We start from the raw sequence: 21,392 nt of genomic DNA on the forward strand, positions 1-21,392 counted from the left end.
ACCTCAGACGCGCGCAATGGTGTTGGTGCGGCGGATCTTCTGCTGCAACTGGATGATGCCGTAGATCAGCGCTTCGGCCGTGGGCGGGCAGCCAGGCACATAGACATCCACAGGCACGATGCGGTCGCAACCGCGCACCACGGAGTAACTGTAGTGGTAGTAGCCACCGCCATTGGCGCAAGAGCCCATCGACAGCACCCAGCGGGGCTCCGACATCTGGTCGTACACCTTGCGCAGGGCAGGCGCCATTTTGTTGCACAAGGTACCGGCCACGATCATCAGATCGGACTGACGGGGGCTGGCACGGAACACCTCCGCGCCAAAGCGACCGATGTCGTAGCGGGCAGCCGCTGCATGCATCATTTCGACCGCGCAGCAGGCCAGACCAAAGGTCATGGGCCACAGCGAACCGGTCTTGGCCCAATTCACCACAGAGTCATAGCTCGTGGTGATGAAGCCTTCCTTCATCACGCCTTCAATCATTGCATCAGTCCTTGTTGAAGTCCGCTGTCATTCCCAGTCGAGGGCGCCCTTTTTCCACTCGTAGACAAAGCCCACGACGAGGATAGTTAGGAAGATCAATACAGCAACAAAACCGGCGCCCCCCACCTCGTGGAGCGCCACAGCCCACGGTAGAAGAAACGCGATTTCGAGGTCAAACAAGATGAAGAGAATGGCAACAAGGTAGTAGCGCACATCGAATTTCATGCGCGCATCCTCGAAGGCTTCAAACCCACACTCGTAAGGGGAATTCTTTGCATCATCCGGCCGATTGGGACCCAGTATGTAACCGAGAACCAGAGGAACAACGCCTACAGCGATGCCAACCAAGATGAACAAAAGGACGGGGAGGTACTGATCGAGGTTCATCTTGAGGATGTGCTCACCGCTGTGGCCTTGCCCATCAAGACCCATGACTGGGTCCAGCGGGAAGGCCTTTGTTTTGGTGCCGTCGGCGAGACTCGAACTCGCACAGCTTTCGCCACTACCCCCTCAAGATAGCGTGTCTACCAATTTCACCACGACGGCTGATTTTTTTGTCCGAATGGCATGAGGAACCTTGCGGTTTTAGCTTTCCAGACAATCACGGATTCTACTCCGGAAAAACCCTGCTTCGACTTACGAAGCCCAATTTCAAACAGATTATTTGGTCGGAATCTGAGCTGCGCCCGAGGCTGGAACAGCAGGCGCAGCCGCAGCATCAGACGCCACTCCCGCAGGGGCACCAGCTGGCACTGCCGCGGCGGGCGACTCCAACACACTACCCGAACTGGCGGGACGCGCATTGCCAAAATACGCCAGCGCCAACGTCGCAACGAAGAACACCGCCGCAAGCACTGCGGTTGTGCGGGACAGGAAATTGGCACTGCCACTTGCGCCGAACAAACTGCCGGAGCTACCGCTTCCAAAGGCCGCGCCCATGTCCGCACCCTTACCGTGCTGAATCAGAATCAGGCCAATCATCGCCAGCGCCGTCAACATCTGCACGGCCAACACCACATTCACGATCGCATTCATTCTCTGTTCACTCCTGATTGATTAGATTCGAGCGCGGCCTCAACAGGCCGCCGCAATGATTTGTAGAAAGTCGGACGCTTTCAGCGACGCACCACCGACCAGACCGCCATCGATATCGGGCTGCGCCAGCAATTGCGCCGCGTTTCCAGCATTCATGCTGCCGCCGTACAAGAGACGAATGCGATCCGCGTGCTCACTTGCCGCCGACAACTGGGCGCGCAGCACTGCGTGCACCGCCTGCGCCTGCTCTGGCGAGGCAGTGCGCCCTGTGCCAATGGCCCAGACCGGCTCATAAGCCACCACCACCTCGCTGATGCAATGGCCATTGAGATGAATAACCGCCGCCAACTGCCGCTTGACTACGGTTTCGGTCTGCCCAGCTTCACGCTCTTGCAAGGTTTCCCCCACACAGACGATGGGCGTGATGCCCGCAGCCAGCGCACGCTGGGTTTTCTCTGCCACGGCCACATCGGTTTCGCTGTGGTACTGGCGGCGCTCCGAGTGCCCCACGAGCACATAGCACACTCCAAAGTCTTTCAGCATGGCTGCCGAAATCTCCCCGGTGTAAGCACCAGCTTCGTGTTGCGATACATCCTGCGCAGCCACCGCAATGCCAGACCCAGCAGCCAGAGACTGCACTTGTGCAAGGTAGGGCGCGGGCACAGCCACCGCGACATCGCACGCAGTGTTACCAATTTCAGCAATGAGCGCCTTCAGCAAGGCCTCGTTAGCAGCCAAGCGGCCATTCATCTTCCAGTTGCCCGCGATGAGTTTCTTCTTGCTGTTCATAATTACCAAGTCAAAACAATCTTGCCGATATGCTGGTTCGATTCCATCAGCGCATGGGCTTGCGAAGCATCGGCTGCCGCAAACGTGCTGTGAATGACAGGACGCACTTGACCAGAGGCAAGCAAGGGCCACACCTTCTCACGCAACGCGCTTGCAATCGCGCCCTTAAAGGCAACAGGACGCGGCCGCAAAGTCGAACCCGTGATCGTGATCCGGCGCCTAAGTACCAAACCGGCATTGAACTCGCTCTTGATGCCACCTTGTACAGCAATGATGACAATGCGGCCGTCTTCAGCGACACAGTCCACCTCGCGCGCCACATAATCACCCGCCACCATATCGAGTACCACGTCAACGCCTTTGCCCTCTGTGATGCGTTTGACCTCCGCCACAAAATCTTGCGACTTGTAGTTGATGGCGTGATGCGCTCCCAAATCCAGACACGCTGAGCATTTCTCATCGCTGCCGGCAGTAGCAATCACCGTCGCGCCAAAGGCACGCGCGAGCTGGATTGCGGTAACGCCGATCCCGCTGGTGCCGCCCTGCACCAAGAGGCTTTCGCCCGATTGCAGGCGACCTCGGTCAAAAACATTGCTCCACACGGTGAAGAACGTCTCGGGCAACGATGCGGCATCCACATCACTGAACCCGTCAGGCACCGGAAGGCACTGCGCCACAGGTGCGACACACCACTCGGCATAGCCCCCACCAGCGACCAGCGCGCAGACCCGGTCACCAACACGAATGCCCGCCTCTGCCATGGCAACTGCGTCACCCGACTCCACCACGCCGGCCACTTCGAGCCCCGGCAAATCCGAGGTACCCGCAGGGGGTGCATAGTGCCCCAGCCGCTGCAACACGTCCGGACGGTTGATACCACTGGCGCTCACGCGGATCAACAACTCCCCCGCACTGGCCTCGGGCATCGGGCGCTCGCCCATACGCAACACCTCAGGGGCGCCGAAGGATGTGATCTCAATAGCGCGCATATTCCGGCCCATTGAAGAAATATTGAACGATTTTGGGCGCTAGCGCTTTCTCACAAAGCGCTAGCAGCTATTAAATCAATAGCAATTCAGCGGTTTACCCGACCACCTGATCAGACGAACCGTCCGATGGCTGGGCCTGCTGTTGCTGCTGCTCAGCTGGCTGCCGACCGCCATCACGGCCATGGTCGCGCCGTGGCTCGCGGTCACCACGCTCAGCCGGTGCTGGACGATCGCTGCCGCCACCGGCAGGACGGTCGGCCAAGACCTTCATCGACAGCTTGACGCGACCCTTTTCATCAGTCTCCATGACCTTGACCTTGACGATCTGACCTTCGGTCAGGTAATCGCCCACGCGCTCGACACGCTCGTGCGCAATCTGGCTGATGTGCAGCAGGCCGTCCTTGCCGGGCAGCAGGTTGATCAAGGCGCCGAAGTCCAGAATCTTGGTCACAGGGCCTTCGTAGATCTTGCCGATCTCGACTTCTGCGGTGATCTGCTCGATGCGCTTCTTGGCGATTTCTGCCTTGTCAGCATCGGTCGCAGCGATGGTGATCGTGCCGTCTTCTTCGATGTTGATCTGGCAACCGGTCTCTTCGGTCAGCGCACGAATCACCGCCCCACCCTTGCCGATCACATCACGGATCTTCTCAGGGTTGATTTTCATGGTAAAAAGCTTGGGCGCGAAGCTGGAGACTTCGGTATTGGCCGTGCCCATGGCTTCTTGCATCTTGGACAGAATGTGCATGCGTGCTTCTTTGGCCTGGGCCAGAGCGACTTGCATGATCTCCTTGGTGATGCCCTGGATCTTGATGTCCATCTGCAGGGCAGTGATGCCGCCCGTGGTACCGGCCACCTTGAAGTCCATATCGCCCAAGTGATCTTCATCACCCAGGATGTCGGTCAGCACAGCAAAGCGGCTGGCATCCTTGATCAGGCCCATGGCAATACCTGCCACGTGCGCCTTCATAGGCACACCAGCGTCCATCAGCGACAGGCAACCGCCGCAGACCGAAGCCATGGACGAGGAGCCGTTAGATTCGGTGATTTCCGACACCACACGCATGGTGTAGGGAAACTCTTCCTTCGTGGGCAGCACGGCCACGAGCGCGCGCTTGGCCAGACGGCCATGACCGATTTCACGGCGCTTGGTCGAGCCCATGCGACCCACTTCGCCGGTGGCGAAGGGAGGCATGTTGTAGTGCATCATGAAGCGGTCTTCGTACTCGCCAGCCAGCGCATCAATGCGCTGTGCATCGCGCTCGGTGCCCAGCGTGGTCACGACCAGCGCCTGGGTCTCGCCACGCGTGAACAGCGACGAACCGTGGGCGCGCGGCAGCACGCTGCTGCGGATTTCGATAGGGCGCACGGTACGGGTGTCACGGCCATCAATACGGGGCTCGCCAGCCAGAATCTGGCTGCGAACAATGCCCGCTTCGATGTCAAACAACATGCCTTCGACCTTGACGGCGTCGAACTCGACACCTTCGGCCTTGAGACCGGCCATCACAGCGGCGTAGGACTCACGGCAAGCCTGGGTGCGGGCTTGTTTGTTGCGGATCTGGTACGCAGCACGCAGCTTGTCGTCGGCCAATGCGACCACCTTGGCAATCAGGGCTTCGTCCTTGGCGGGTGCTTCCCACTGCCACAGCGGTTTGCCCGCATCGCGGACCAATTCGTGGATGGCGTTGATGGCCACATTGCCCTGCTCGTGGCCAAACACCACGGCGCCCAACATGATTTCTTCGGACAGCTGCTGCGCTTCGGATTCGACCATCAGCACGGCAGCTTCGGTACCTGCAACGACCAAGTCCATTTGCGAGCTCTTGCGAGCCGTCTGGCCGGGGTTGAGCACGTATTCGCCATTGATGTAACCCACGCGGGCCGCACCGATGGGGCCATTGAACGGGATGCCGGAGATAGCCAGGGCAGCGCTCGTGGCAATCAAAGCCGCGATGTCAGCATCTACTTCGGGGTTCAGCGACACCGTGTGGATCACCACATGCACTTCGTTGAAGAAGCCTTCAGGAAACAGGGGGCGGATCGGACGGTCGATCAGGCGACTGGTCAGCGTTTCGTGCTCGCTAGGCTTGGCTTCGCGCTTGAAGAAGCTGCCGGGGATCTTGCCTGCGGCGTATGTCTTCTCGATGTAATCCACCGTCAAGGGGAAAAAGTCCTGGCCGGGCTTGGCGCCCTTGGATGCAACCACGGTGGCCAACACCACGGTGTCGTCAATATTGACCAGCACAGCGCCAGAGGCCTGGCGGGCGATCTCACCCGTTTCCATGATGACAGTCTTGTCACCCCATTGGAAAGTCTTAGTGACTTTGTTGAAAATGCTCATGTTCAGCTCCTGTTTTAATAGCTGGCAGCTCACTACCAGCTTGTTCTGGAGGGCAATTCAGAACACGATGCCATTCCAGTGAGGATGCCTGCCAGCGAGCGGCAGCAACCTCATTGGAATGACACAGCTTCGCTCTGTTTTGCATCTCCGAAGTAAAAAACGCCTGAGCTAGCGGACTAACCCAGGCGTTTTTGCATGCAATGAAGATTACTTACGCAGACCCAGCTTCGCGATCAGCGCGGTGTAACGGTCGGCGTCCTTGGCCTTGAGGTAGTCCAGCAGCTTACGACGACGGCTCACCATGCGCAGCAGGCCACGGCGACCGTGGTGGTCCTTGGCGTGTGTCTTGAAGTGGGGGGTCAGTTCGTTGATGCGTGCGGTCAGAAGGGCCACTTGAACTTCTGGGCTACCAGTGTCATTGGCAGCACGGGCGTTGGCCTTGACGACTTCGGCCTTGATGGAGGATGCGATCATTTATTTCCTTCAATAGTCCACGAACATGGCGTCGCGGAGGGAGTTTTACTTGCGCAAACGGCTGGAACGGCTGATTGCGTGCGTCTTACACGATGCAAAACCCTCGTATTATAACGCGAATGATGTGTCCGCGCACCTACACATGAAGTTGCTATCCGTAAGCAGCCTCCCCGGAAAGCCTGGCAGGCAGCTCTCGCAACGGCGCTGGGTGCGAACGTTCGATTCATCACCGCCATGCTTGAAGTTAGACGTAAATCTGACCCTCCGCAAGGGAGGGTGCGGCGACATCACTCAATCCGCCACACCGTGATTCAATTATCAACACTTTCAACATTCAAGAGGCTTCATGCATTCGATTAAAAACACCAATGCCGACATCGAGATCGACACTCAAAAATTAACCGACGTGCATTTACAAATTATTTTCGTGGCAGCCTGGCTGGCCCTGTGCCTCCTCGCGGGGCCCAATGCGGCACACGCAGCAGGGACCCACAGCGACACAACTAAAAAGACATCGGATACATCCCGATCCGACGCCCGAAAAAAAACCGTGAGCAAGGTCACCTACCAACGCAGTTCGTCGGAGGAGACGCCTGCCCAACGCGACCGCAGAATGCACCGGGAATGCAAAGGCATGCACAACGCTGGAGCCTGTCGGGGGTATACGCGGTGACTCGGCTATTCAGGCGTGGCTGCTGCCCACAGGGCGCATAAATCAGCCTAATTGGCAACTCGTGCGTTACGCGCACACGAGCAATGCACTAGTGCCGCCAAATGTCAATGATCGTTTCCGTGACATCGGTTTGCAACTACCGAGGGAGGTCGTGAACAAAGCCCACGGAAAACGCGCCGTTTATCCACAGGGAAACGCCATCCGTCCCCCTACTCACAGGTGGAACCAAGTTGAATTTTATGATTCAACACATGACCAACTGCACTACCGCCAACCAGCCTGAAATGTTGGCACGTGAGCGACAACCTCGCTACCGCCAAGATGGGTTCACCATGATTGAACTCATGGTGGTCGTGGCCATTTTGGCGGTATTGGCATCCCTCGCTGCCCCCAGTTTTCGCGACATGGTTGAGGGCTACCGCGTCCGGCAAGGCATTGAGGAGATGACCAGCACCATCTACTTTGCCCGGTCTGAGGCTATCAAACGGGGTGGCAACATTTCTGTAAGGCGCAACTGTGCTACTGGCGACGCCGATGATTGGGATTGCGGGTGGATCGTGTTCACAGATGCAGACAACAATGGCTCCCTGAATGGAACGGATGTCATCCTCCAGACTTTCCCCGTCTTAAACAACATGAATGTTGTGAACATCGGCGGCGGCGCGTTCTTCAGGGTAAACCGATGGGGCCAGCCCAACAGTTTGGGGGCTGCCAGTTTCGCAATCAACCCCAAACCCACGGGCGTATCTTCCCGACATGCGTCAGCCCTTTGCATGTCGTCCGGAGGGCGACTGCGTGTCGAAAAGAACACGGCAACTTGCGCCTGACGGAAATCTTCATTGCCACTTAGAGCCGTTTAACACCATGTTTTCACCACAAGGACCTCTACGCCAGCGCGGCTTCAGCCTGATTGAGTCGCTTGTTGCCATCGTCGTCATGGCCCTCGGAATCCTGGGCATCCTGGGGGTTCAGATGCGAACGCTAGCCGATACACAGACGGGTGTGCGCCGCGCCCAGGCCATTCGACTGATCGAGGATCTCAGCGAGCGCATCAAGCTCAACCCCAATGCTTTGGGCGCGACGGTCGTCACCAACCTGACCACGGGCCTGGGCGCAGTCAGTGGCATCATTCCCAATTGTTCGGCCGGCTGTACCGCAGAAGATTTCGCGCGATCTGAGTTGTCACGCTGGAAGACAACGGTGCAAAACACACTTCCACTGGGCGACGCTGTGGTTTTCACGGTGGCTGATGAAACCGATGTGAATAACCGTCGCCAACTGGGGGTCATGATCAGCTGGCGCGAAAACGAGCGCAATGCGGACTTGGCTCCTGTGTTCACCCCTGACAGCACGGGAACTGCGGGCGTTGCCTGCCCCGCAAATCGGATTTGCCACTTGCAGTACATCCAGCTGACTGCCCGCTGCGCTACCTACAACCTTTCCGGCGCTGCAACTCCCTTGGTGTTTTGCCCTCTTGCCCGCGGCGAGTTCACCTGAACTGCGCGCACCGTGCTGACCGGCGCCAAACGTACAACCCATCGGACCAGTCTCCCCTGCAAATTGCCATGACACGCACACGCCCCTCCCTTGCAGCCCGTACCGCTCCTTTCGTTGTGTGCACCCGCAGGCAGCGCGGCGCCACACTGATTGAGCTCCTGGTCGGCATAACCATCGGTTTGATGACCATCGCAGTGGCGGTCGGCGCCTTGATGGTGTCTCGCGGCGTTTCCGGCACCGTCAGTGACGCCAGCCAGATACAGCAACAGGCTGCATACGCTTTCCGGGTCATCGGGCAGCAACTGCGTCAAGCAGGGTCGATCCGGCTAGACTTGGCTTCGAACAAGGATGACAGCCAGTCGATCGACCCTGCCGACGTGGTGGCGTTTGAAACAACGTTCAACACCGTAACGCAAACCGTCAGCGGGCTCGATAGCCCAGGCGCAGGACAATTCAAGCTCTCAATGGGGTATCAGAACTACGCCGAACCCAGCTTCAATTCAGCGCTTCCTGCATCTCTTTTTCGGGATTGCCTGGGCGCACAGCCATCGGCAACAATCATCCGGAGTCAGTTCGTGCTAACTGCCAACGAGTTGCGTTGCGCAGGAAACGATAACGTTTCGCAGGCCGTCATTCGCAATGTGAATGCATTCACAGTTAACTACTTAATCCAGACCGATGCCCTCACCGGAATGCCGCGGATTCGGTCAGTGAATGCTGCAACGGCAGCGGCGGACTGGTCCCGGGTGTTCGGGGTGGAGGTATGCCTGGATCTGATGAGCGATGAACGCGTAGACGTTCCCGCAGGAAGCACCTATGTCAACTGCGATGGAACCGCAACAGCCTTTGGCGGACGCCTGCACATGGTGTTTCGCAACGTGTACCAGCTACGCAGCCAAGGACTGGCAGGATGACCATGTACGAACAAGCCCCCCCTCCAACGCAACCCCTGTCTTTTCCGCGAGTTAGACAGCGAGGTATTTCGCTGTTCGTAGTTATCGTCATCGTGCTGCTGTCCACACTGCTTTCCCTATGGGCAGCACGGACCTCGCTCTTCAACGAGCTCATCGTCGGCAACGATGCCGATTACCAGCGGGCGTTTGAGGCGGCGCAAGCGCTCATGCAAGACGCAGAGCTGGACATTCGCAGGGCCAAACCCGACGGGAGCGCTTGTGCGCCCGTTGTAGCGAAGCCCAACATCTGCCGTGAGCCTGACGCTGCCACGCTCGTCTGGTATCCAGAAGAAGACCAAGACCTCGCCACTCTGTTTGCCACACTTGACCTCCAGGCAACGAAGTGCCTTAACGGCATGTGCCTCAAACGCACGGGCAATCAGGACTTCTGGAGCGACACCACAACGCTCAACGCCATGATTGCCAATAACGTCGGCGCCAGGTACGGACAATTTACAGGCGCTGAGATCGGCTTGGTCGGCAGCAAAGCCAGTCACAGCATTCTAAAGAACACCACGGCAGGACAAGGCGGCTGGTACTGGGTAGAGGTGATGCCATATGACGCCAATGCAGGCAACACGGGCCTTATTACCAACGGCAGCAACAACCTTGCCCTGAATCTCAAGCCCAATGTGGCCTTCCGCATCACTGCCATCGCCCGAGGCTTGCGCCCTGGCACGCAGGTTGTCCTGCAATCGACCTTTGTTCGCCAAAAACTCAAGAATTGATGGAGTCCGACATGAAATCACCCGTGGTTTTCAAGCGCACCTTGCTCAGTGTGCTGATCTCATCAATCGCGCTTCCCCATTTTGCGTTTGCAGCGCCACTGAACTTGGTGCAGTACCCAGCGGGCACGGCCAGCAAGCAGCCCACTCCCAATGTGATCATTTCGGTAGACAACTCCGGTAGTATGGGCGCTGCGGGCATGACCGCACTGAAAAATGCGTTGAAAGATACCTTCGACGCCTCCAATTTGCCTGACGGCTCGCTCCGACTGGCGTACCAAACCATGTGGGGTTGCAACACACTCCCGGGTACACATAGTTCGTGTACGAAAAACGGGGTGTCATGGAACACCATGCGCGAGCTCAAAGGCTCTACCTCCACGGCAGAGGACAGCCACCGAGGACAGTTTTTCCGTTGGATTGATACCTTGGTCGCAGGCGGAAATACCCCTACCCACACGATGATGTGGAGCGCTGGGGAATACATGAAGACTACCGGTGTTAACAGCCCTTGGAATGAAACCCCCGGAACTGCCGACGCGAATCCCTTGACCTGCCGGCGCTCCTACCACATTGCGATGACTGACGGCGGATGGAACAATTTCTCGCCGCCGGCGAATCCATATCTGTCAAGCATGACTGCAATGACGATCAAGAACGATGATGGTACTGACCGCTTGCTCCCCGATGGCACAAGCTATTCCGTGGCATCTGACGAAACCCGTATTTACCGGGATGACTGGGGCGGGGGCACTACCAGTCGAACTGTCAGCGGTATCACTTACAACTTCAACTTTCCGACGCTTTCGGACATGGCGTTTCACTACTGGGCGACGGACTTGCAGCCCGGTATCGCCAATGGCCTTTCGCCTTTGGTTAAAAAGTCCGGCAGTGAGACGTTTGCTGACGGTGCAACGTCGCGCACGGTTTCAGAATACTGGAACCCCAAGAACAATCCTGCAACCTGGCAGCACCTCAACACATACACCATCGGCTACAACAATGCGGCAACCTGGCCCGATATCGCGACGAACCCAATGTTCAACACTGCCGGTGGCATGTACGGTGGCGATTTTTCTCGGGCAATTGTTGGCACCCGCACCTGGCGCGACCCGATAACGACCAATGAGTCGGGCCGCCAGGAGGAGTTGTGGCACATGGCCATCAACAGCCGTGGCAAGTTTTACCCTGCGCAGACATCACAAGACCTGAAAAACGCGTTCCTCGAAATCGTTGGTGGTATCGTGGCCGACAACACCGCGCCGGTGACGAGCTTTGCTGGAACATCTACCACCAATACCCGTTCGGACTTTGGCGTGTTCAAGTCTGGGTATCAGGCGGACGGGTGGACGGGGTACGTGCGCTCTGACATCGTGGCCAAGGGTACGGGTACCGAATCCGCCAACCCTGCCTGGGGAATCAAGACCGGACAGCCGGCCCCCAAAGACCGCGTGACCACAGCCGACAAGCTTGATGCGCTGACAGATGTCACGGGGCGCGTCATCATCACCACCAACGACACGACCAACCTGGGCGCCCCGTTCGAGTGGGATGCCGGTGTGCTTAAGCTAAGCGCGATCCAGAAAACCCTCCTTGATGCTGACGGCAGGGGCGAGGACCGCGTGAATTTTCTTCGGGGCGACCGCACGAAGGAAGGCAGCACAGTGGCCCAGCCATTTCGAGTTCGCCTCTCCCGCCAAGGTGATATCGTGAACTCCAACGTCTGGTTCACGGGGAGCCCGGTTAGCAATTTCAGTTTCAAGGGATACCAGGCTTTTGCGCGCGCCAACAAGGCCCGCAACCCCATGATTTATGTTGGTGGCAATGACGGCATGCTGCACGGATTTTCAGCCCTCACCGGTGACGAGAAGCTGGCATACGTACCCAAAGGCATCTACCCCAATCTCACCGAGTTGTCCAAACCCGGCTATTCGCACCTGTACTACGTAGACGGCTCGCCCTTTACCGGAGACGTTGATGTGGGCGACACTGTCACACCCGACTGGCGCACCATGCTTGTAGGATCGCTGGGTGCGGGCGGCAAAGGATACTTCGTTCTCGACGTCAGCAAGCCCGGCACAACCGACAACTCCATTGCATCCGTATTCAGCACGGCCAACGCCGCATCATTGGTGGTGATGGATAAGACCATGCACAAATTGGAGGTTGTCCTGCCCGCCTCTGATGAGGCAGACATCGGACATATTTTTGCCCCCCCCGTGGTTGAAGACACCAACCCTTTTAAGACTTCACAGATTGCGAAACTCAACAACGGGCGCTGGGCGGTAGTGCTGGGCAATGGCTACAACAGCACCAATGAACGGCCGGTTTTGTTGATTCAGTACCTTGACGGTGACAAGAGTTTGAAAAAGATCGTGGCAGCCACGACGGGTGACAACGTTGTTCAAAATGGGTTGTCTTCTCCGCGCCTGGTGGATATCAATGGCGACGGCAGTCCGGACGTGGCCTATGCCGGCGATCTCAAGGGCAACTTGTGGAAATTTGATATTTCTTCCGCCACGCCGGCGAGTTGGAACGTGGCTTTCAGCGGGCAGCCGCTTTACCAAGCCATCTATACGAGCGGGGGCTCCAGCACCCGACAGCCTGTTACCGCAGCTCCGACCGTGAAAGCCAATGACCGTGGCGCTGGGGGAATGATGGTGGCCTTCGGTACCGGCCGCAATATCACCGAGGGTGACCGTACTGATCAGTCCAAACAAAGCGTGTACTCCATCCTGGACAACACGAAGTACAAGATCACTGCGGGCAAAGTCGTTGTCGATACAGCAGCCGCCACCCCGACCGTCGTCGGGGGCACGACAGACCTGGTTCAGCAGACGATGTTGGGTACCGCAATTGATGGCGGTGGCTCCAGCTCTGGCCGCAAGTTCTGGAGAATGAGCCAGAATCCCGTGCCTTACACCGGCTCCGACGCCAAGAAGGGGTGGTACGTGCACCTCCCTGAGACAGGCGAGCGCCTGCTGAAAACCATTAATTTCTACGACGCCAGCAACAACCTGGAAGTAATGACGCAGATTCCTGCCTCCGGAGGCAATGCGATCGAAGAGACTTGCACACCCTCGCCGCAGGAAGAGCGCCAGTTCCGCACATTTCTGAACATCATGGATGGACGTCGACCCAGTGTGCAAGTGATGGACTCCAACGGCGACGGCCTGTTCAGCGCACTGGACCAGCAAGTTTCGCGGATGCAGACCTCCAAGGGCGCTCAAAGCCCGGTCATCGGCAAGGATCTGATCAAGGTCCGTGGTGCTGATGGCTCGCTGGACACGTTTGCCCGTTTGCCCGAACAACCGCTGCGTCCAAGCTGGCGTCAGATGCAGTGACACGGTGACCTTTATGATGATGACCACCATGAAATCACACACACTGCCAAAAGCCCGGCAACACGGGTTCACGCTGATCGAAGTCATGATCGTCGTGGCTATTGTGGGCATCCTGGCGGCCATTGCTTTGCCAAGCTACCGCGAGTATGTGGCCCGTGGCCACCGCTCAGAGGCGCGCGCCGGGTTGCTGTCAGCTGCGCAGTGGCTTGAGCGCGCCGCCACGGCGACCGGCACCTACCCGCTCACGGCGGCGTTTCCAGCGTCTCTGGCGACCGTGCCCACCAATGGCTACACGATCGCGTTGGCCTCTGCCAACGGCCGCACCTACACGCTCACGGCCACCCGTACAGGGGTCCAGACCAATGACCGATGTCGCAACTACACCCTGACCGAAACCGGTGTGCGCGGAAACGTACCGTTGCCAATGCCTAGCGGCACGACCGTCGAGGAATGCTGGAGACGGTAAACCCAACGGAACGGCGGGGGCTCGGGTACCATTCTGATGCCATGCACGCTGCCCCCCCCCACATCGAACAAGCGCTTGGGCTCGCCACCCAGGCGCTTTTTGTTTCCAGCCCCAACCCGCGCGTTGGCTGCGTCATTGCCACACACGAAGGTCTTGTACTGGGGACGGGCTTCACCCAACTGGCGGGTGGCGCCCATGCAGAAGTCATGGCCTTACAGCAGGCCGCAGAGTCTGGTCACAACGTCCGCGGCGCCACCGCCTACGTCACCCTGGAACCGTGTGCTCACCAAGGCCGCATCGGCCCTTGTTGTGATGCGCTTATTTCTGCCGGGGTTGCGCGGGTGGTTGCGTCGGTACAAGACCCCAACCCCTTGGTTGCAAGCCAGGGTTTTGCCCACCTGCGTGCGGCGGGCGTCGAGGTAGTGGTGGGCCCGGGCGCTGAGGAGTCGCGCGAGCTGAACATTGGGTTTTTCAGCCGCATGATCCGGCGCACCCCCTGGGTGCGGATGAAGGTGGCGGCATCCTTGGATGGCGCGACAGCGTTGCTCAACGGGCAGAGCCAGTGGATTACATCGCCGCAAGCTCGTATGGATGGCCATGCGTGGCGTGCCCGCGCATGTGCGGTGCTAACGGGCATAGGCACCGTACTCGACGACGACCCCCGCTTGGATGTGCGCGAGGTGGAGACACAACGCCAACCGCACTTGGTGCTGGTCGACAGTTCGCTGCAATTGTCCCTTGATGCCCGGCTGCTTCAGGTGCAGCGCACCTGCCTGATCTACACCGCCGTGCCCGACCCCGCCAAGCAGAAGGCGTTACAGGCGCGTGGTGTCACCGTTGTTTCTGTGCCCAACGCAGCGGGCAAGGTGGACCTGGCCGCCATGCTGCGCGATCTGGCTGCCCGCGGCGTGAACGAGCTGCATGTGGAGGCGGGCCACAAGCTCAATGGCTCGCTGCTGCGCGAGGGGCTGGTGGATGAACTGCTGGTGTACTTGGCGCCGTTGCTGCTAGGCCCGGGCATGGGGCTGGCGCACCTGACCCCGCTGGCCAATTTGCAGGAGGGCCAGGCGCTGGAGTTCACGGCCGTAGATCGCGTGGGGCCCGATTTGCGCATTCGAGCGCGCCTACCTGGTCGCGACCGGTTCTGACCGCTAGGAGTCTGGGCGGCAGAAGTCAAGGCCAACGCCAGCCGCCACAAAGCCATGAGCTACGCCCGTATGCAAAGCACCGAGGCCGAGCTCAAAGCTCAGATCGCCGCATTGCTGCACAAAGCAGCGCACATCGATGAGGCCGAGAAGAACGAGCCCGAGTTGGACATCCCCGCAGAGCTGGAGCGCAGGCAAGCCCGACTGGCAGCGATTGAGGCGGCCAAAGCGCGGCTGCAGGAGCGCCAAGCCCAGGCTGACACACAGCGAGGCCGCAGCCCCGGCGATGAGCGCAAGCCCCAGGGCAAAGACGGCAAACCCAAAGCAGGCCGTCCTTACAAACGCGACTTCGGCATCCCCGAGCCCAAGGCCCAGAGCAGCTTCACCGCCCCCGACAGCCGCATCATGAAGCGCGCAGGCGGAGGCTTTGATTACAGCTACAACGCCCAGACCGCAGTGGACGAGACGGCCCACATCATTGTGGCCGCCGAGGTGGTGAACACCAGCACGGACGTACAGCAACTGCCCATGGTGCTGGATGCAGTGCAAACCCACACCGGTGCGCAGGCAGCACAGGTCTTGGCCGATGCGGGCTACCGCAGTGAAGCGGTGATAGCCAAGCTGGCTCAGACGCACCCCGATACCGAACTGGTGATTGCGCTGGGGCGCGAAGGCAAGGCAAGGGCTGTGCCCAAAGACGCAAACCGCTACCCGCACACGAAGGCCATGGCGGCCAAGTTACAAACCGAACAAGGCCAGGGGGACTACAGAAAGCGCAAATGGATCGCCGAGCCGCCCAACGGCTGGATCAAGAATGTGCTGGGGTTGCGCCAGTTCAGCATGCGCGGTTTAGAGAGGGCAAAAGCCGAGTTCAAACTCGTGTGCATGGCGCTGAATCTGCGCAGGATGGGGGCGATGAGGGCTGCTTGAGGGGAAAGGCGGTGACAGGCGCCTGCGGCGACATCTGCGCGCGACTTGATCACTTCAACCGCGCCATGAAGATCGGCGATGGTGAACGCGTCCACCACCGCCTGCGGCGCAAAAAGGCCGCTGGCGGACGTTCGGAGCTTGCTCGGAATGTTCTGCCGCCCAGACTCCTAGCACGTCGAGTGGAGCCCGAACCTCACATATTTCAAACGCAGCTGAAATTACTATATTTTTAATAGCTTAAAAGCTATATTGATCGAGCGATACAGGCATTTTTCTCGGATATTTCTCCTTACAGAGATGTCTTTTGGCTTGCGGTTGGTGTATTGAGAGGTATCGGCCCCATTGGCCGAAACTTTACCCTCACGCAGAACAAGTGGAGTATCTACAGCCTGACTGCCATGCATGTATTGGCGTTGCGTCCGACACCCGCAGCGCCGGTCGGCAGGCACAATCGCGCGATGCCCTCTTCGCCTGCCCCCGCTTTTCTGGCAACCACCGTCCGCTATGGCCGTCTGGCCGTTACGGCCCTGCTTGCTGCAGGGGCCTTCACAGGCTGTGCGGGCCTGCCCAAGGATGTGCACCGGCCCGTTTCTACTGCCCTCACCTCCTCCGCAGAAACCACTTTGGGCCGCACGGTGGATGCGCGGCGTGCAGCTGCACAAGGGCGGCACGCATCGGGGTTTTTGCTACTCAACGGCCCCCAAGATGCCTACAGCAGCCGCCTTGCTTTGGTAGACGGCGCCGAGAAATCGCTGGACCTGCAGTACTACGCCATTCACGCAGACGCCAGCACCGAACGCCTGCTGCTCAGCGTGGTGGCGGCCGCCAAGCGCGGCGTGCGTGTGCGTGTGCTGCTGGATGACTTTCACAGCACGGGGCGCGACGCGCAGGTGATGCGGCTGGCCTTTGTGCCCAATATCGAGATGCGCATGTTCAACCCGCTTGCGGGCGCGCGGGGTTCGTCGCTGGGCCGCATGTTCAGCGTGCTGGGCGACTTCTCGCGGGTGCAGCAGCGCATGCACAACAAGCTCTTCATTGCCGACAACGCCATGGGCGTTACGGGCGGGCGCAATTTGGGTGATGCGTACTTTGGCAACGCTGATACAGGCAATTTTGTGGACCTGGATGTGCTGGCGGTGGGGCCTATCGTGCAGGACCTGTCTCGTAGCTTTGATAGCTACTGGAACAACGAACGGGCCTACCCGGTTCAGTCGCTGATCACGCGGCAAGAACTCAACACCATGCGAGAGTCGATGCGCACATCAGATGCGGCCCGGCGCGAGCGCATTGAAGGCCAGGGTGGTGCCTTGGCGCCCGACAACCAGCCCGTGGGCGATGGCCGACGTGCCACTGCAGCCCAACGCGCGCGCATCTGGGACTACCAGCCGATGGATCTGGCGCAAGCGCAATTCACCTGGGCACCAGCGGCCGTGCTTGTCGACAAACCCGCCAAGATCCCACCGGATGGTGCATCGACGGGCACCTTGCCAGAGAAAGCGCCTGCCCGCGCTACGCCGGTCACCATCACCTCACGGGGCGCGCGGACGGCGACTGCGGCGGGACCTCCGTCTGCGTCACCAGCCTCTACGACGGGGGCTGGCATGGCTCCACCCAACCCGAGCCCAGGCAGTAGCGCGGGTGGCTCTTCACCAGCGCCTGCGCCCAACGGCATCGCCAATGCATCCCCGGACAGCGAAACGCTCGAAGCCCAGACCGACACGGTCGTGGACGGTCTGCTGCAGCTGATGGGCCAGGCGCGGCGCGACCTGCTCATCATCTCGCCGTACTTTGTGCCCGGCCCCGACATGAAGCAGGCGTTTGCCGCCGCGCGTGCGCGGGGGGTGCGGGTGCGTGTGCTTACCAACTCGCTCGCCTCTAACGATGCACCCATTGCCCATGCCGGCTATGCGCGCCACCGCCCTGACCTGCTGGCCATGGGAGTGGACCTGTACGAGATGCGCAGCGAGCTGCCTGGCGTACTAAGGGGCTCGCTGGGTTCAACCGGCAGCACGGGTGGCGGGGGTGGCACGGGATCCATGGGCAGCTCGCGCGCCATGCTGCACTCCAAGCTGCTGATCATGGACGGCCGCCTGCTGGTCGTTGGGTCGATGAACCTGGACATTCGGTCGCAACGCCAGAACACCGAGATAGCCTTGCTGATTCGCAGCACCGACTTGTCCCGCCGTGCCACCGCTCAGATTGAAACCGCTCTGAGAGAGGCAGCATGGCATGTGCAGTTGAAAGAAGGCGCGCTCGTCTGGCGCGCCCCACAAGGCAGCGGGCTGAGCGATGCCACGTCAGAACCCGATGCCAGCATCCCATTGCGGTTGATGCTGCAACTGCTGGGGCCGCTGGCACCCGACCACCTGCTGTAACGCACAGACTGGCACCCGGCGCGCCAAAGGTACCAGCACTCTGCACTCAGCAGCAACCCGCACGCTTCCCTATTCGTGTTGCGCCACCAACGCCGCAACCCATGCCGTGATGGCCCGCTGATCCGTCATCGTGCGCACATGCTGGTAGGCCACCTCGGCCTCGGTGAACCGCCTGCGCAGCAGGTTGAGCCATTGCTTGAGCCGCCCCGCGCGCTGCCGGGGCTCCAGGTCTTCGCAAACCAGCCGCCAGAACGCCGCCAGATGCGGCACCAGATCAGCCCACACCACGGTGTCAGCACCGGGTTGCCCGGCATCGGCTGCGCGAATGGCGCGGGCCAAGCCCGGGTCTGCCACCATGCCACGGCCCAGCATCAGCGCATCGCAGCCTGACACTTCGCGGCAGCGCTGCGCGTCGGCCACCGTCCATATCTCACCATTGGCCACCACCGGAATCTGCACTGCCGCGCGGATGGTGGGAATGTGCTCCCAGTACGCGGGGGGCCGATAGCCGTCGGCCTTGGTGCGGGCGTGCACCACCAGCTCGGCCGCGCCACCCGCCTGCATCGCCTGCGCGCATTCACGCATCAGCCCCGTGTCGTTGAAACCCAGGCGCATCTTGGCGGACACGGGCAAATGCGCAGGTACGGCACGGCGCACAGCGGCCACCACCGTGGCAATGCGCTCGGGCTCTTGCAACAGCGCAGCGCCTCCGCCATGGCGGTTGACCACTTTGGCGGGGCAACCAAAGTTCAGGTCGATCCCCTCCGGCCCCAACGCAGCCAGGCGTGCCGCGTTTTCAGCCATGCAAACCGGGTCGGACCCCAGCAACTGAGCGCGCACCGGCACTCCCGCCAGCGTACGGCTACCGTTGTTCAACTCGGGCACGTAGCGCAAGAAAACCTTGTCGGGCAGCAAGGTACCGGTGATGCGGATGAACTCAGAAACGCAGCGGTCCACCCCGCCCACGCGGGTCAACACGTCGCGCAGAACAAAATCCAGGAGCCCCTCCATCGGGGCAAGCAGCAGGGTCATTGCAAAGCGGTACCAGTGGCTTAACCGGTGTGCAAAACGCAGCACTACCGGGGTAGGCACACATACGAAAATATGAATAAAAACAGACTCTAGCGCTTATCCAATAAGCGCTAACAGCTATCAACAATATAGCATTCACAACTTACGCAAAAACGCTTCGCGCAAGGTGGCTCGCCATTGTGCTGCAGCGGGGTCATCACGCAGTCACGGCAGGCTGCTGCAATTGCGGGCATTGAACCGTCAACCCGGTTGTATCCGTGAACGGAGCCTCACCATGCTGCTACAAAAAACCGAAAAAGCCCGCCTGGAACTCTCACCCGGCGTTCGCACCCTGAGCCTGCGAGAGCGCTCGCTGCTGCTTCTGGCAGATGGCAAATCGCTGTCCGACCTGCAGGCCATGTACAACGGCATTGGCGCACAAATCGTCGACAATCTGATGCGCCAGGGCTACCTCACAGGCCCGACTGCACTCCCCGCCGTGGACGAGCCGTCCCGCAGCGCCAGCCGTAGCCCCACGCCCACGCCATCCATCCAGCGGCCCGAGCCAGGGGAATCATTGCGCTCACTGGCGGGCGCCCGCATGTACCTGTTCGACCTTTGCGAGCGGCTGTTTGCGCGCCGCGACCCCGAGCTGGCGCAGCAGTTTCGCGAGGCACTGCGCGCCGCCAAAGACCGCGTGAGCATGCTGGACGTGGGCGAGGCCATGCTGGAAGAAGTCGCCATGACAGCGGGCGCAGAACGCGCGGCCAGCCTGCGGGAACGACTGGATCAACTGCTGCCGCACACGGCTGCAAATCAATCCGGGCCATTTGAGCTGACACAGCCCGCCGATCTGGCCTGAAATCTTTTGGACTGTTTTTGCAACCGCGATGGGTTGGAGCGAACAGTTGACCAACCCCCACCGCTCAGCCCTCGTCCAATCCCCTATATCCGAGAGCCCGACTGGAGCAGGTCAGGCAGCCGCCAGACGCCAGAGCGACGTCACCTCTGCCGCGCGCGCCGCATGCAGCGCATCGCCTGCATCCGCAACCTTGGTGTGCTGGGGCTTCACATCGTGCCGGCCCTGCACCACCAGGCCCGCTTCGGCGATCCAGCCCAGCAACTGCTCGCGCGGCCGCAGACCCAGGTGTTCGGCCAAGTCCGACAGGATCAGCCAGCCCTCGCCACCGGGTTCCAGATGGTCGGCCAAACCCGCCAGAAAGCCCTTGAGCATGCGACTGCCTTCGTCGTACACCGCGTGCTCGATGGGCGAGCTGGCACGTGCAGGCACCCACGGCGGGTTGCACACCACCAGCGGCGCGCGGCCGGGCGGGAAGAGGTCGGCCTGCAGCAGCTCGACTTGGGGTAGCACGCCCAGTTGCTGCAGGTTCTCGCGGGCGCAGGCCAGGGCGCGCGGGTCCTGGTCGGTGCCCACCACGCGCTGCACGCCGCGGCGCACCAGCACCGCAGACAACACGCCGGTGCCCACGCCAATGTCAAAGGCCAGTGCCTTGCTGGGCAGCGCCATGTCGGCAACCAGGCCCACGTATTCGCCGCGCACCGGAGAGAAAACGCCATAGTGGGGGTGGATGCGGTTTTGCGGAGGTGCGCCCAGGGCGGGCACTTCAACACCCTTTTTGCGCCACTCATGCGCGCCGACAATTCCCAGCAGCTCGCGCAGCGTAGCGACGGATCGCTCGCCCGTCGCGGGGCCCCAGGCTTCAGCGCACGCCTGGCGCCAGTCGGGAGCGCGGCGCAGGCCTATGCTGAAGTCGTCTTCCAGCGGAATCAGCACCGACGCCAGCACCCGCGCGCGCTGCGCCTGCGCCTGGCGGTGCAGGTGAAAGGCTTCAGCGGGGGTAGCGGCCGCGGCTTTTTCAGCAGCCTTGACGGCAGACTTGCTGGGCTTTCCCGACTTCGCGGACTTGGCAGATTTGGCATCAGCCCGGCGCATCAGCGCCTGCAGCAGCATGCGGGCGTTCTGAAAATCGCCCTGCCACAGCAGACCGGTGCCTTCACAGGCCATGCGGTAGGCCGTGTCGGCGGCCAACGTGTCATCGGCAGTGACGACCCGGCGCGGGGCCGGGGCACCGCTCTCGGAGCGCCACTGGGCTTGTTGAATCTGGCCCTGGCGGCTCCATTCGATCATTGAGTGCCTTTGC

The 21,392-nt window shown here is 60.4% G+C and carries 19 protein-coding genes, 1 tRNA gene and 1 pseudogene; 11 read left to right on the forward strand and 10 right to left on the reverse strand.

The window, feature by feature from the left end; translation table 11 throughout:
* Positions 1-3: 3 nt before the first annotated feature.
* The 8 genes from ACK4OE_RS11195 to rpsO all read right to left on the reverse strand — a co-directional run bounded on the left by ACK4OE_RS11195 (position 4) and on the right by rpsO (position 6,111).
* Entirely contained in the window at positions 4-483 is a 480-nt protein-coding gene (locus ACK4OE_RS11195; RefSeq protein WP_007849129.1) for a NuoB/complex I 20 kDa subunit family protein, read from the reverse strand.
* Between the two features lie 27 nt (positions 484-510).
* Entirely contained in the window at positions 511-870 is a 360-nt protein-coding gene (locus ACK4OE_RS11200) for an NADH-quinone oxidoreductase subunit A (RefSeq protein ID WP_409884890.1), read from the reverse strand.
* A 74-nt stretch (positions 871-944) separates the two neighbouring features.
* A tRNA-Leu gene (locus ACK4OE_RS11205) sits at positions 945-1,029 on the reverse strand.
* Between the two features lie 114 nt (positions 1,030-1,143).
* Positions 1,144-1,518, reverse strand: coding sequence for a preprotein translocase subunit SecG (secG, locus tag ACK4OE_RS11210; protein ID WP_409884891.1), 375 nt, complete (start codon positions 1,516-1,518; stop codon positions 1,144-1,146).
* A gap of 39 nt (positions 1,519-1,557) precedes the next feature.
* The gene (gene tpiA, locus ACK4OE_RS11215; RefSeq protein WP_409884892.1) at positions 1,558-2,307 is read right to left on the reverse strand and encodes a triose-phosphate isomerase; all 750 of its coding nucleotides are present in this window, start codon (positions 2,305-2,307) and stop codon (positions 1,558-1,560) included.
* Between the two features lie 2 nt (positions 2,308-2,309).
* Positions 2,310-3,296 (reverse strand): NAD(P)H-quinone oxidoreductase, encoded by a 987-nt coding sequence (locus tag ACK4OE_RS11220; protein WP_409884893.1) that lies wholly within the window; start codon positions 3,294-3,296, stop codon positions 2,310-2,312.
* A 94-nt stretch (positions 3,297-3,390) separates the two neighbouring features.
* Positions 3,391-5,637 carry a polyribonucleotide nucleotidyltransferase gene (pnp, locus tag ACK4OE_RS11225; RefSeq protein WP_409884894.1) on the reverse strand — a complete coding sequence of 749 codons (2,247 nt, stop codon included), beginning with the start codon at positions 5,635-5,637 and terminating at the stop codon, positions 3,391-3,393.
* A 207-nt stretch (positions 5,638-5,844) separates the two neighbouring features.
* Positions 5,845-6,111, reverse strand: coding sequence for a 30S ribosomal protein S15 (rpsO, locus tag ACK4OE_RS11230; protein ID WP_005793232.1), 267 nt, complete (start codon positions 6,109-6,111; stop codon positions 5,845-5,847).
* 346 nt (positions 6,112-6,457) lie between these two features.
* Here rpsO and ACK4OE_RS11235 point away from each other — a divergent pair, with 346 nt between their 5' ends.
* The 10 genes and pseudogenes from ACK4OE_RS11235 (at position 6,458) to ACK4OE_RS11280 (ending at position 18,219) form a co-directional block, all read left to right on the forward strand.
* Positions 6,458-6,784 (forward strand): hypothetical protein, encoded by a 327-nt coding sequence (locus ACK4OE_RS11235; protein WP_409884895.1) that lies wholly within the window; start codon positions 6,458-6,460, stop codon positions 6,782-6,784.
* A gap of 251 nt (positions 6,785-7,035) precedes the next feature.
* On the forward strand, positions 7,036-7,611 hold the full coding sequence (locus ACK4OE_RS11240; RefSeq protein WP_409884896.1) for a GspH/FimT family pseudopilin: 576 nt from the start codon (positions 7,036-7,038) through the stop codon (positions 7,609-7,611).
* 37 nt (positions 7,612-7,648) lie between these two features.
* Entirely contained in the window at positions 7,649-8,281 is a 633-nt protein-coding gene (gene pilV, locus ACK4OE_RS11245; protein WP_409884897.1) for a type IV pilus modification protein PilV, read from the forward strand.
* Between the two features lie 68 nt (positions 8,282-8,349).
* Positions 8,350-9,195: a PilW family protein gene (locus tag ACK4OE_RS11250; protein ID WP_409884898.1), complete on the forward strand. Its 846-nt coding sequence runs from the start codon at positions 8,350-8,352 to the stop codon at positions 9,193-9,195.
* Between the two features lie 2 nt (positions 9,196-9,197).
* Positions 9,198-9,962 carry a PilX N-terminal domain-containing pilus assembly protein gene (locus ACK4OE_RS11255; RefSeq protein ID WP_409884912.1) on the forward strand — a complete coding sequence of 255 codons (765 nt, stop codon included), beginning with the start codon at positions 9,198-9,200 and terminating at the stop codon, positions 9,960-9,962.
* An 11-nt stretch (positions 9,963-9,973) separates the two neighbouring features.
* Positions 9,974-13,303 carry a pilus assembly protein gene (locus ACK4OE_RS11260; RefSeq protein ID WP_409884899.1) on the forward strand — a complete coding sequence of 1,110 codons (3,330 nt, stop codon included), beginning with the start codon at positions 9,974-9,976 and terminating at the stop codon, positions 13,301-13,303.
* Between the two features lie 28 nt (positions 13,304-13,331).
* Complete coding sequence (locus ACK4OE_RS11265) at positions 13,332-13,769, forward strand: type IV pilin protein (protein WP_409884900.1); 438 nt, start codon at positions 13,332-13,334, stop codon at positions 13,767-13,769.
* A gap of 41 nt (positions 13,770-13,810) precedes the next feature.
* Positions 13,811-14,917, forward strand: coding sequence for a bifunctional diaminohydroxyphosphoribosylaminopyrimidine deaminase/5-amino-6-(5-phosphoribosylamino)uracil reductase RibD (ribD, locus tag ACK4OE_RS11270; protein ID WP_409884901.1), 1,107 nt, complete (start codon positions 13,811-13,813; stop codon positions 14,915-14,917).
* 21 nt (positions 14,918-14,938) lie between these two features.
* Positions 14,939-15,844, forward strand: a pseudogene (locus ACK4OE_RS11275) (transposase); the annotation flags it as partial.
* Between the two features lie 458 nt (positions 15,845-16,302).
* Positions 16,303-18,219: a phospholipase D family protein gene (locus tag ACK4OE_RS11280; protein WP_409884902.1), complete on the forward strand. Its 1,917-nt coding sequence runs from the start codon at positions 16,303-16,305 to the stop codon at positions 18,217-18,219.
* 69 nt (positions 18,220-18,288) lie between these two features.
* On the opposite strand, the gene ACK4OE_RS11285 is transcribed toward ACK4OE_RS11280, so the two are convergent.
* Positions 18,289-19,251, reverse strand: coding sequence for a tRNA dihydrouridine synthase (locus ACK4OE_RS11285; protein ID WP_409884903.1), 963 nt, complete (start codon positions 19,249-19,251; stop codon positions 18,289-18,291).
* A 274-nt stretch (positions 19,252-19,525) separates the two neighbouring features.
* Between ACK4OE_RS11285 and ACK4OE_RS11290 the strand changes: the two genes are divergently transcribed.
* On the forward strand, positions 19,526-20,092 hold the full coding sequence (locus ACK4OE_RS11290) for a hypothetical protein (protein WP_409884904.1): 567 nt from the start codon (positions 19,526-19,528) through the stop codon (positions 20,090-20,092).
* Between the two features lie 111 nt (positions 20,093-20,203).
* On the opposite strand, the gene ACK4OE_RS11295 is transcribed toward ACK4OE_RS11290, so the two are convergent.
* Positions 20,204-21,379 carry a methyltransferase gene (locus ACK4OE_RS11295; RefSeq protein ID WP_409884905.1) on the reverse strand — a complete coding sequence of 392 codons (1,176 nt, stop codon included), beginning with the start codon at positions 21,377-21,379 and terminating at the stop codon, positions 20,204-20,206.
* Between the last annotated feature and the right edge of the window lie 13 nt (positions 21,380-21,392).

Origin of the sequence: Acidovorax sp. (genome assembly GCF_046314175.1) — a bacterium.
Taxonomy (GTDB): Bacteria; Pseudomonadota; Gammaproteobacteria; order Burkholderiales; family Burkholderiaceae_C; genus Acidovorax.

Excerpts from the sequence above, each read along its gene's own strand:
- ACK4OE_RS11195 (WP_007849129.1), bottom strand. The coding sequence starts at position 483 with ATGATTGAAGGCGTGATGAAGGAAGGCTTCATCACCACGAGCTATGAC.
- ACK4OE_RS11200 (WP_409884890.1), bottom strand. The coding sequence starts at position 870 with ATGAACCTCGATCAGTACCTCCCCGTCCTTTTGTTCATCTTGGTTGGC.
- secG (WP_409884891.1), bottom strand. The coding sequence starts at position 1,518 with ATGAATGCGATCGTGAATGTGGTGTTGGCCGTGCAGATGTTGACGGCG.
- tpiA (WP_409884892.1), bottom strand. The coding sequence starts at position 2,307 with ATGAACAGCAAGAAGAAACTCATCGCGGGCAACTGGAAGATGAATGGC.
- ACK4OE_RS11220 (WP_409884893.1), bottom strand. The coding sequence starts at position 3,296 with ATGCGCGCTATTGAGATCACATCCTTCGGCGCCCCTGAGGTGTTGCGT.
- pnp (WP_409884894.1), bottom strand. The coding sequence starts at position 5,637 with ATGAGCATTTTCAACAAAGTCACTAAGACTTTCCAATGGGGTGACAAG.
- rpsO (WP_005793232.1), bottom strand. The coding sequence starts at position 6,111 with ATGATCGCATCCTCCATCAAGGCCGAAGTCGTCAAGGCCAACGCCCGT.
- ACK4OE_RS11235 (WP_409884895.1), top strand. The coding sequence starts at position 6,458 with ATGCATTCGATTAAAAACACCAATGCCGACATCGAGATCGACACTCAA.
- ACK4OE_RS11240 (WP_409884896.1), top strand. The coding sequence starts at position 7,036 with ATGACCAACTGCACTACCGCCAACCAGCCTGAAATGTTGGCACGTGAG.
- pilV (WP_409884897.1), top strand. The coding sequence starts at position 7,649 with ATGTTTTCACCACAAGGACCTCTACGCCAGCGCGGCTTCAGCCTGATT.
- ACK4OE_RS11250 (WP_409884898.1), top strand. The coding sequence starts at position 8,350 with ATGACACGCACACGCCCCTCCCTTGCAGCCCGTACCGCTCCTTTCGTT.
- ACK4OE_RS11255 (WP_409884912.1), top strand. The coding sequence starts at position 9,198 with ATGTACGAACAAGCCCCCCCTCCAACGCAACCCCTGTCTTTTCCGCGA.
- ACK4OE_RS11260 (WP_409884899.1), top strand. The coding sequence starts at position 9,974 with ATGAAATCACCCGTGGTTTTCAAGCGCACCTTGCTCAGTGTGCTGATC.
- ACK4OE_RS11265 (WP_409884900.1), top strand. The coding sequence starts at position 13,332 with ATGAAATCACACACACTGCCAAAAGCCCGGCAACACGGGTTCACGCTG.
- ribD (WP_409884901.1), top strand. The coding sequence starts at position 13,811 with ATGCACGCTGCCCCCCCCCACATCGAACAAGCGCTTGGGCTCGCCACC.
- ACK4OE_RS11280 (WP_409884902.1), top strand. The coding sequence starts at position 16,303 with ATGCCCTCTTCGCCTGCCCCCGCTTTTCTGGCAACCACCGTCCGCTAT.
- ACK4OE_RS11285 (WP_409884903.1), bottom strand. The coding sequence starts at position 19,251 with ATGACCCTGCTGCTTGCCCCGATGGAGGGGCTCCTGGATTTTGTTCTG.
- ACK4OE_RS11290 (WP_409884904.1), top strand. The coding sequence starts at position 19,526 with ATGCTGCTACAAAAAACCGAAAAAGCCCGCCTGGAACTCTCACCCGGC.
- ACK4OE_RS11295 (WP_409884905.1), bottom strand. The coding sequence starts at position 21,379 with ATGATCGAATGGAGCCGCCAGGGCCAGATTCAACAAGCCCAGTGGCGC.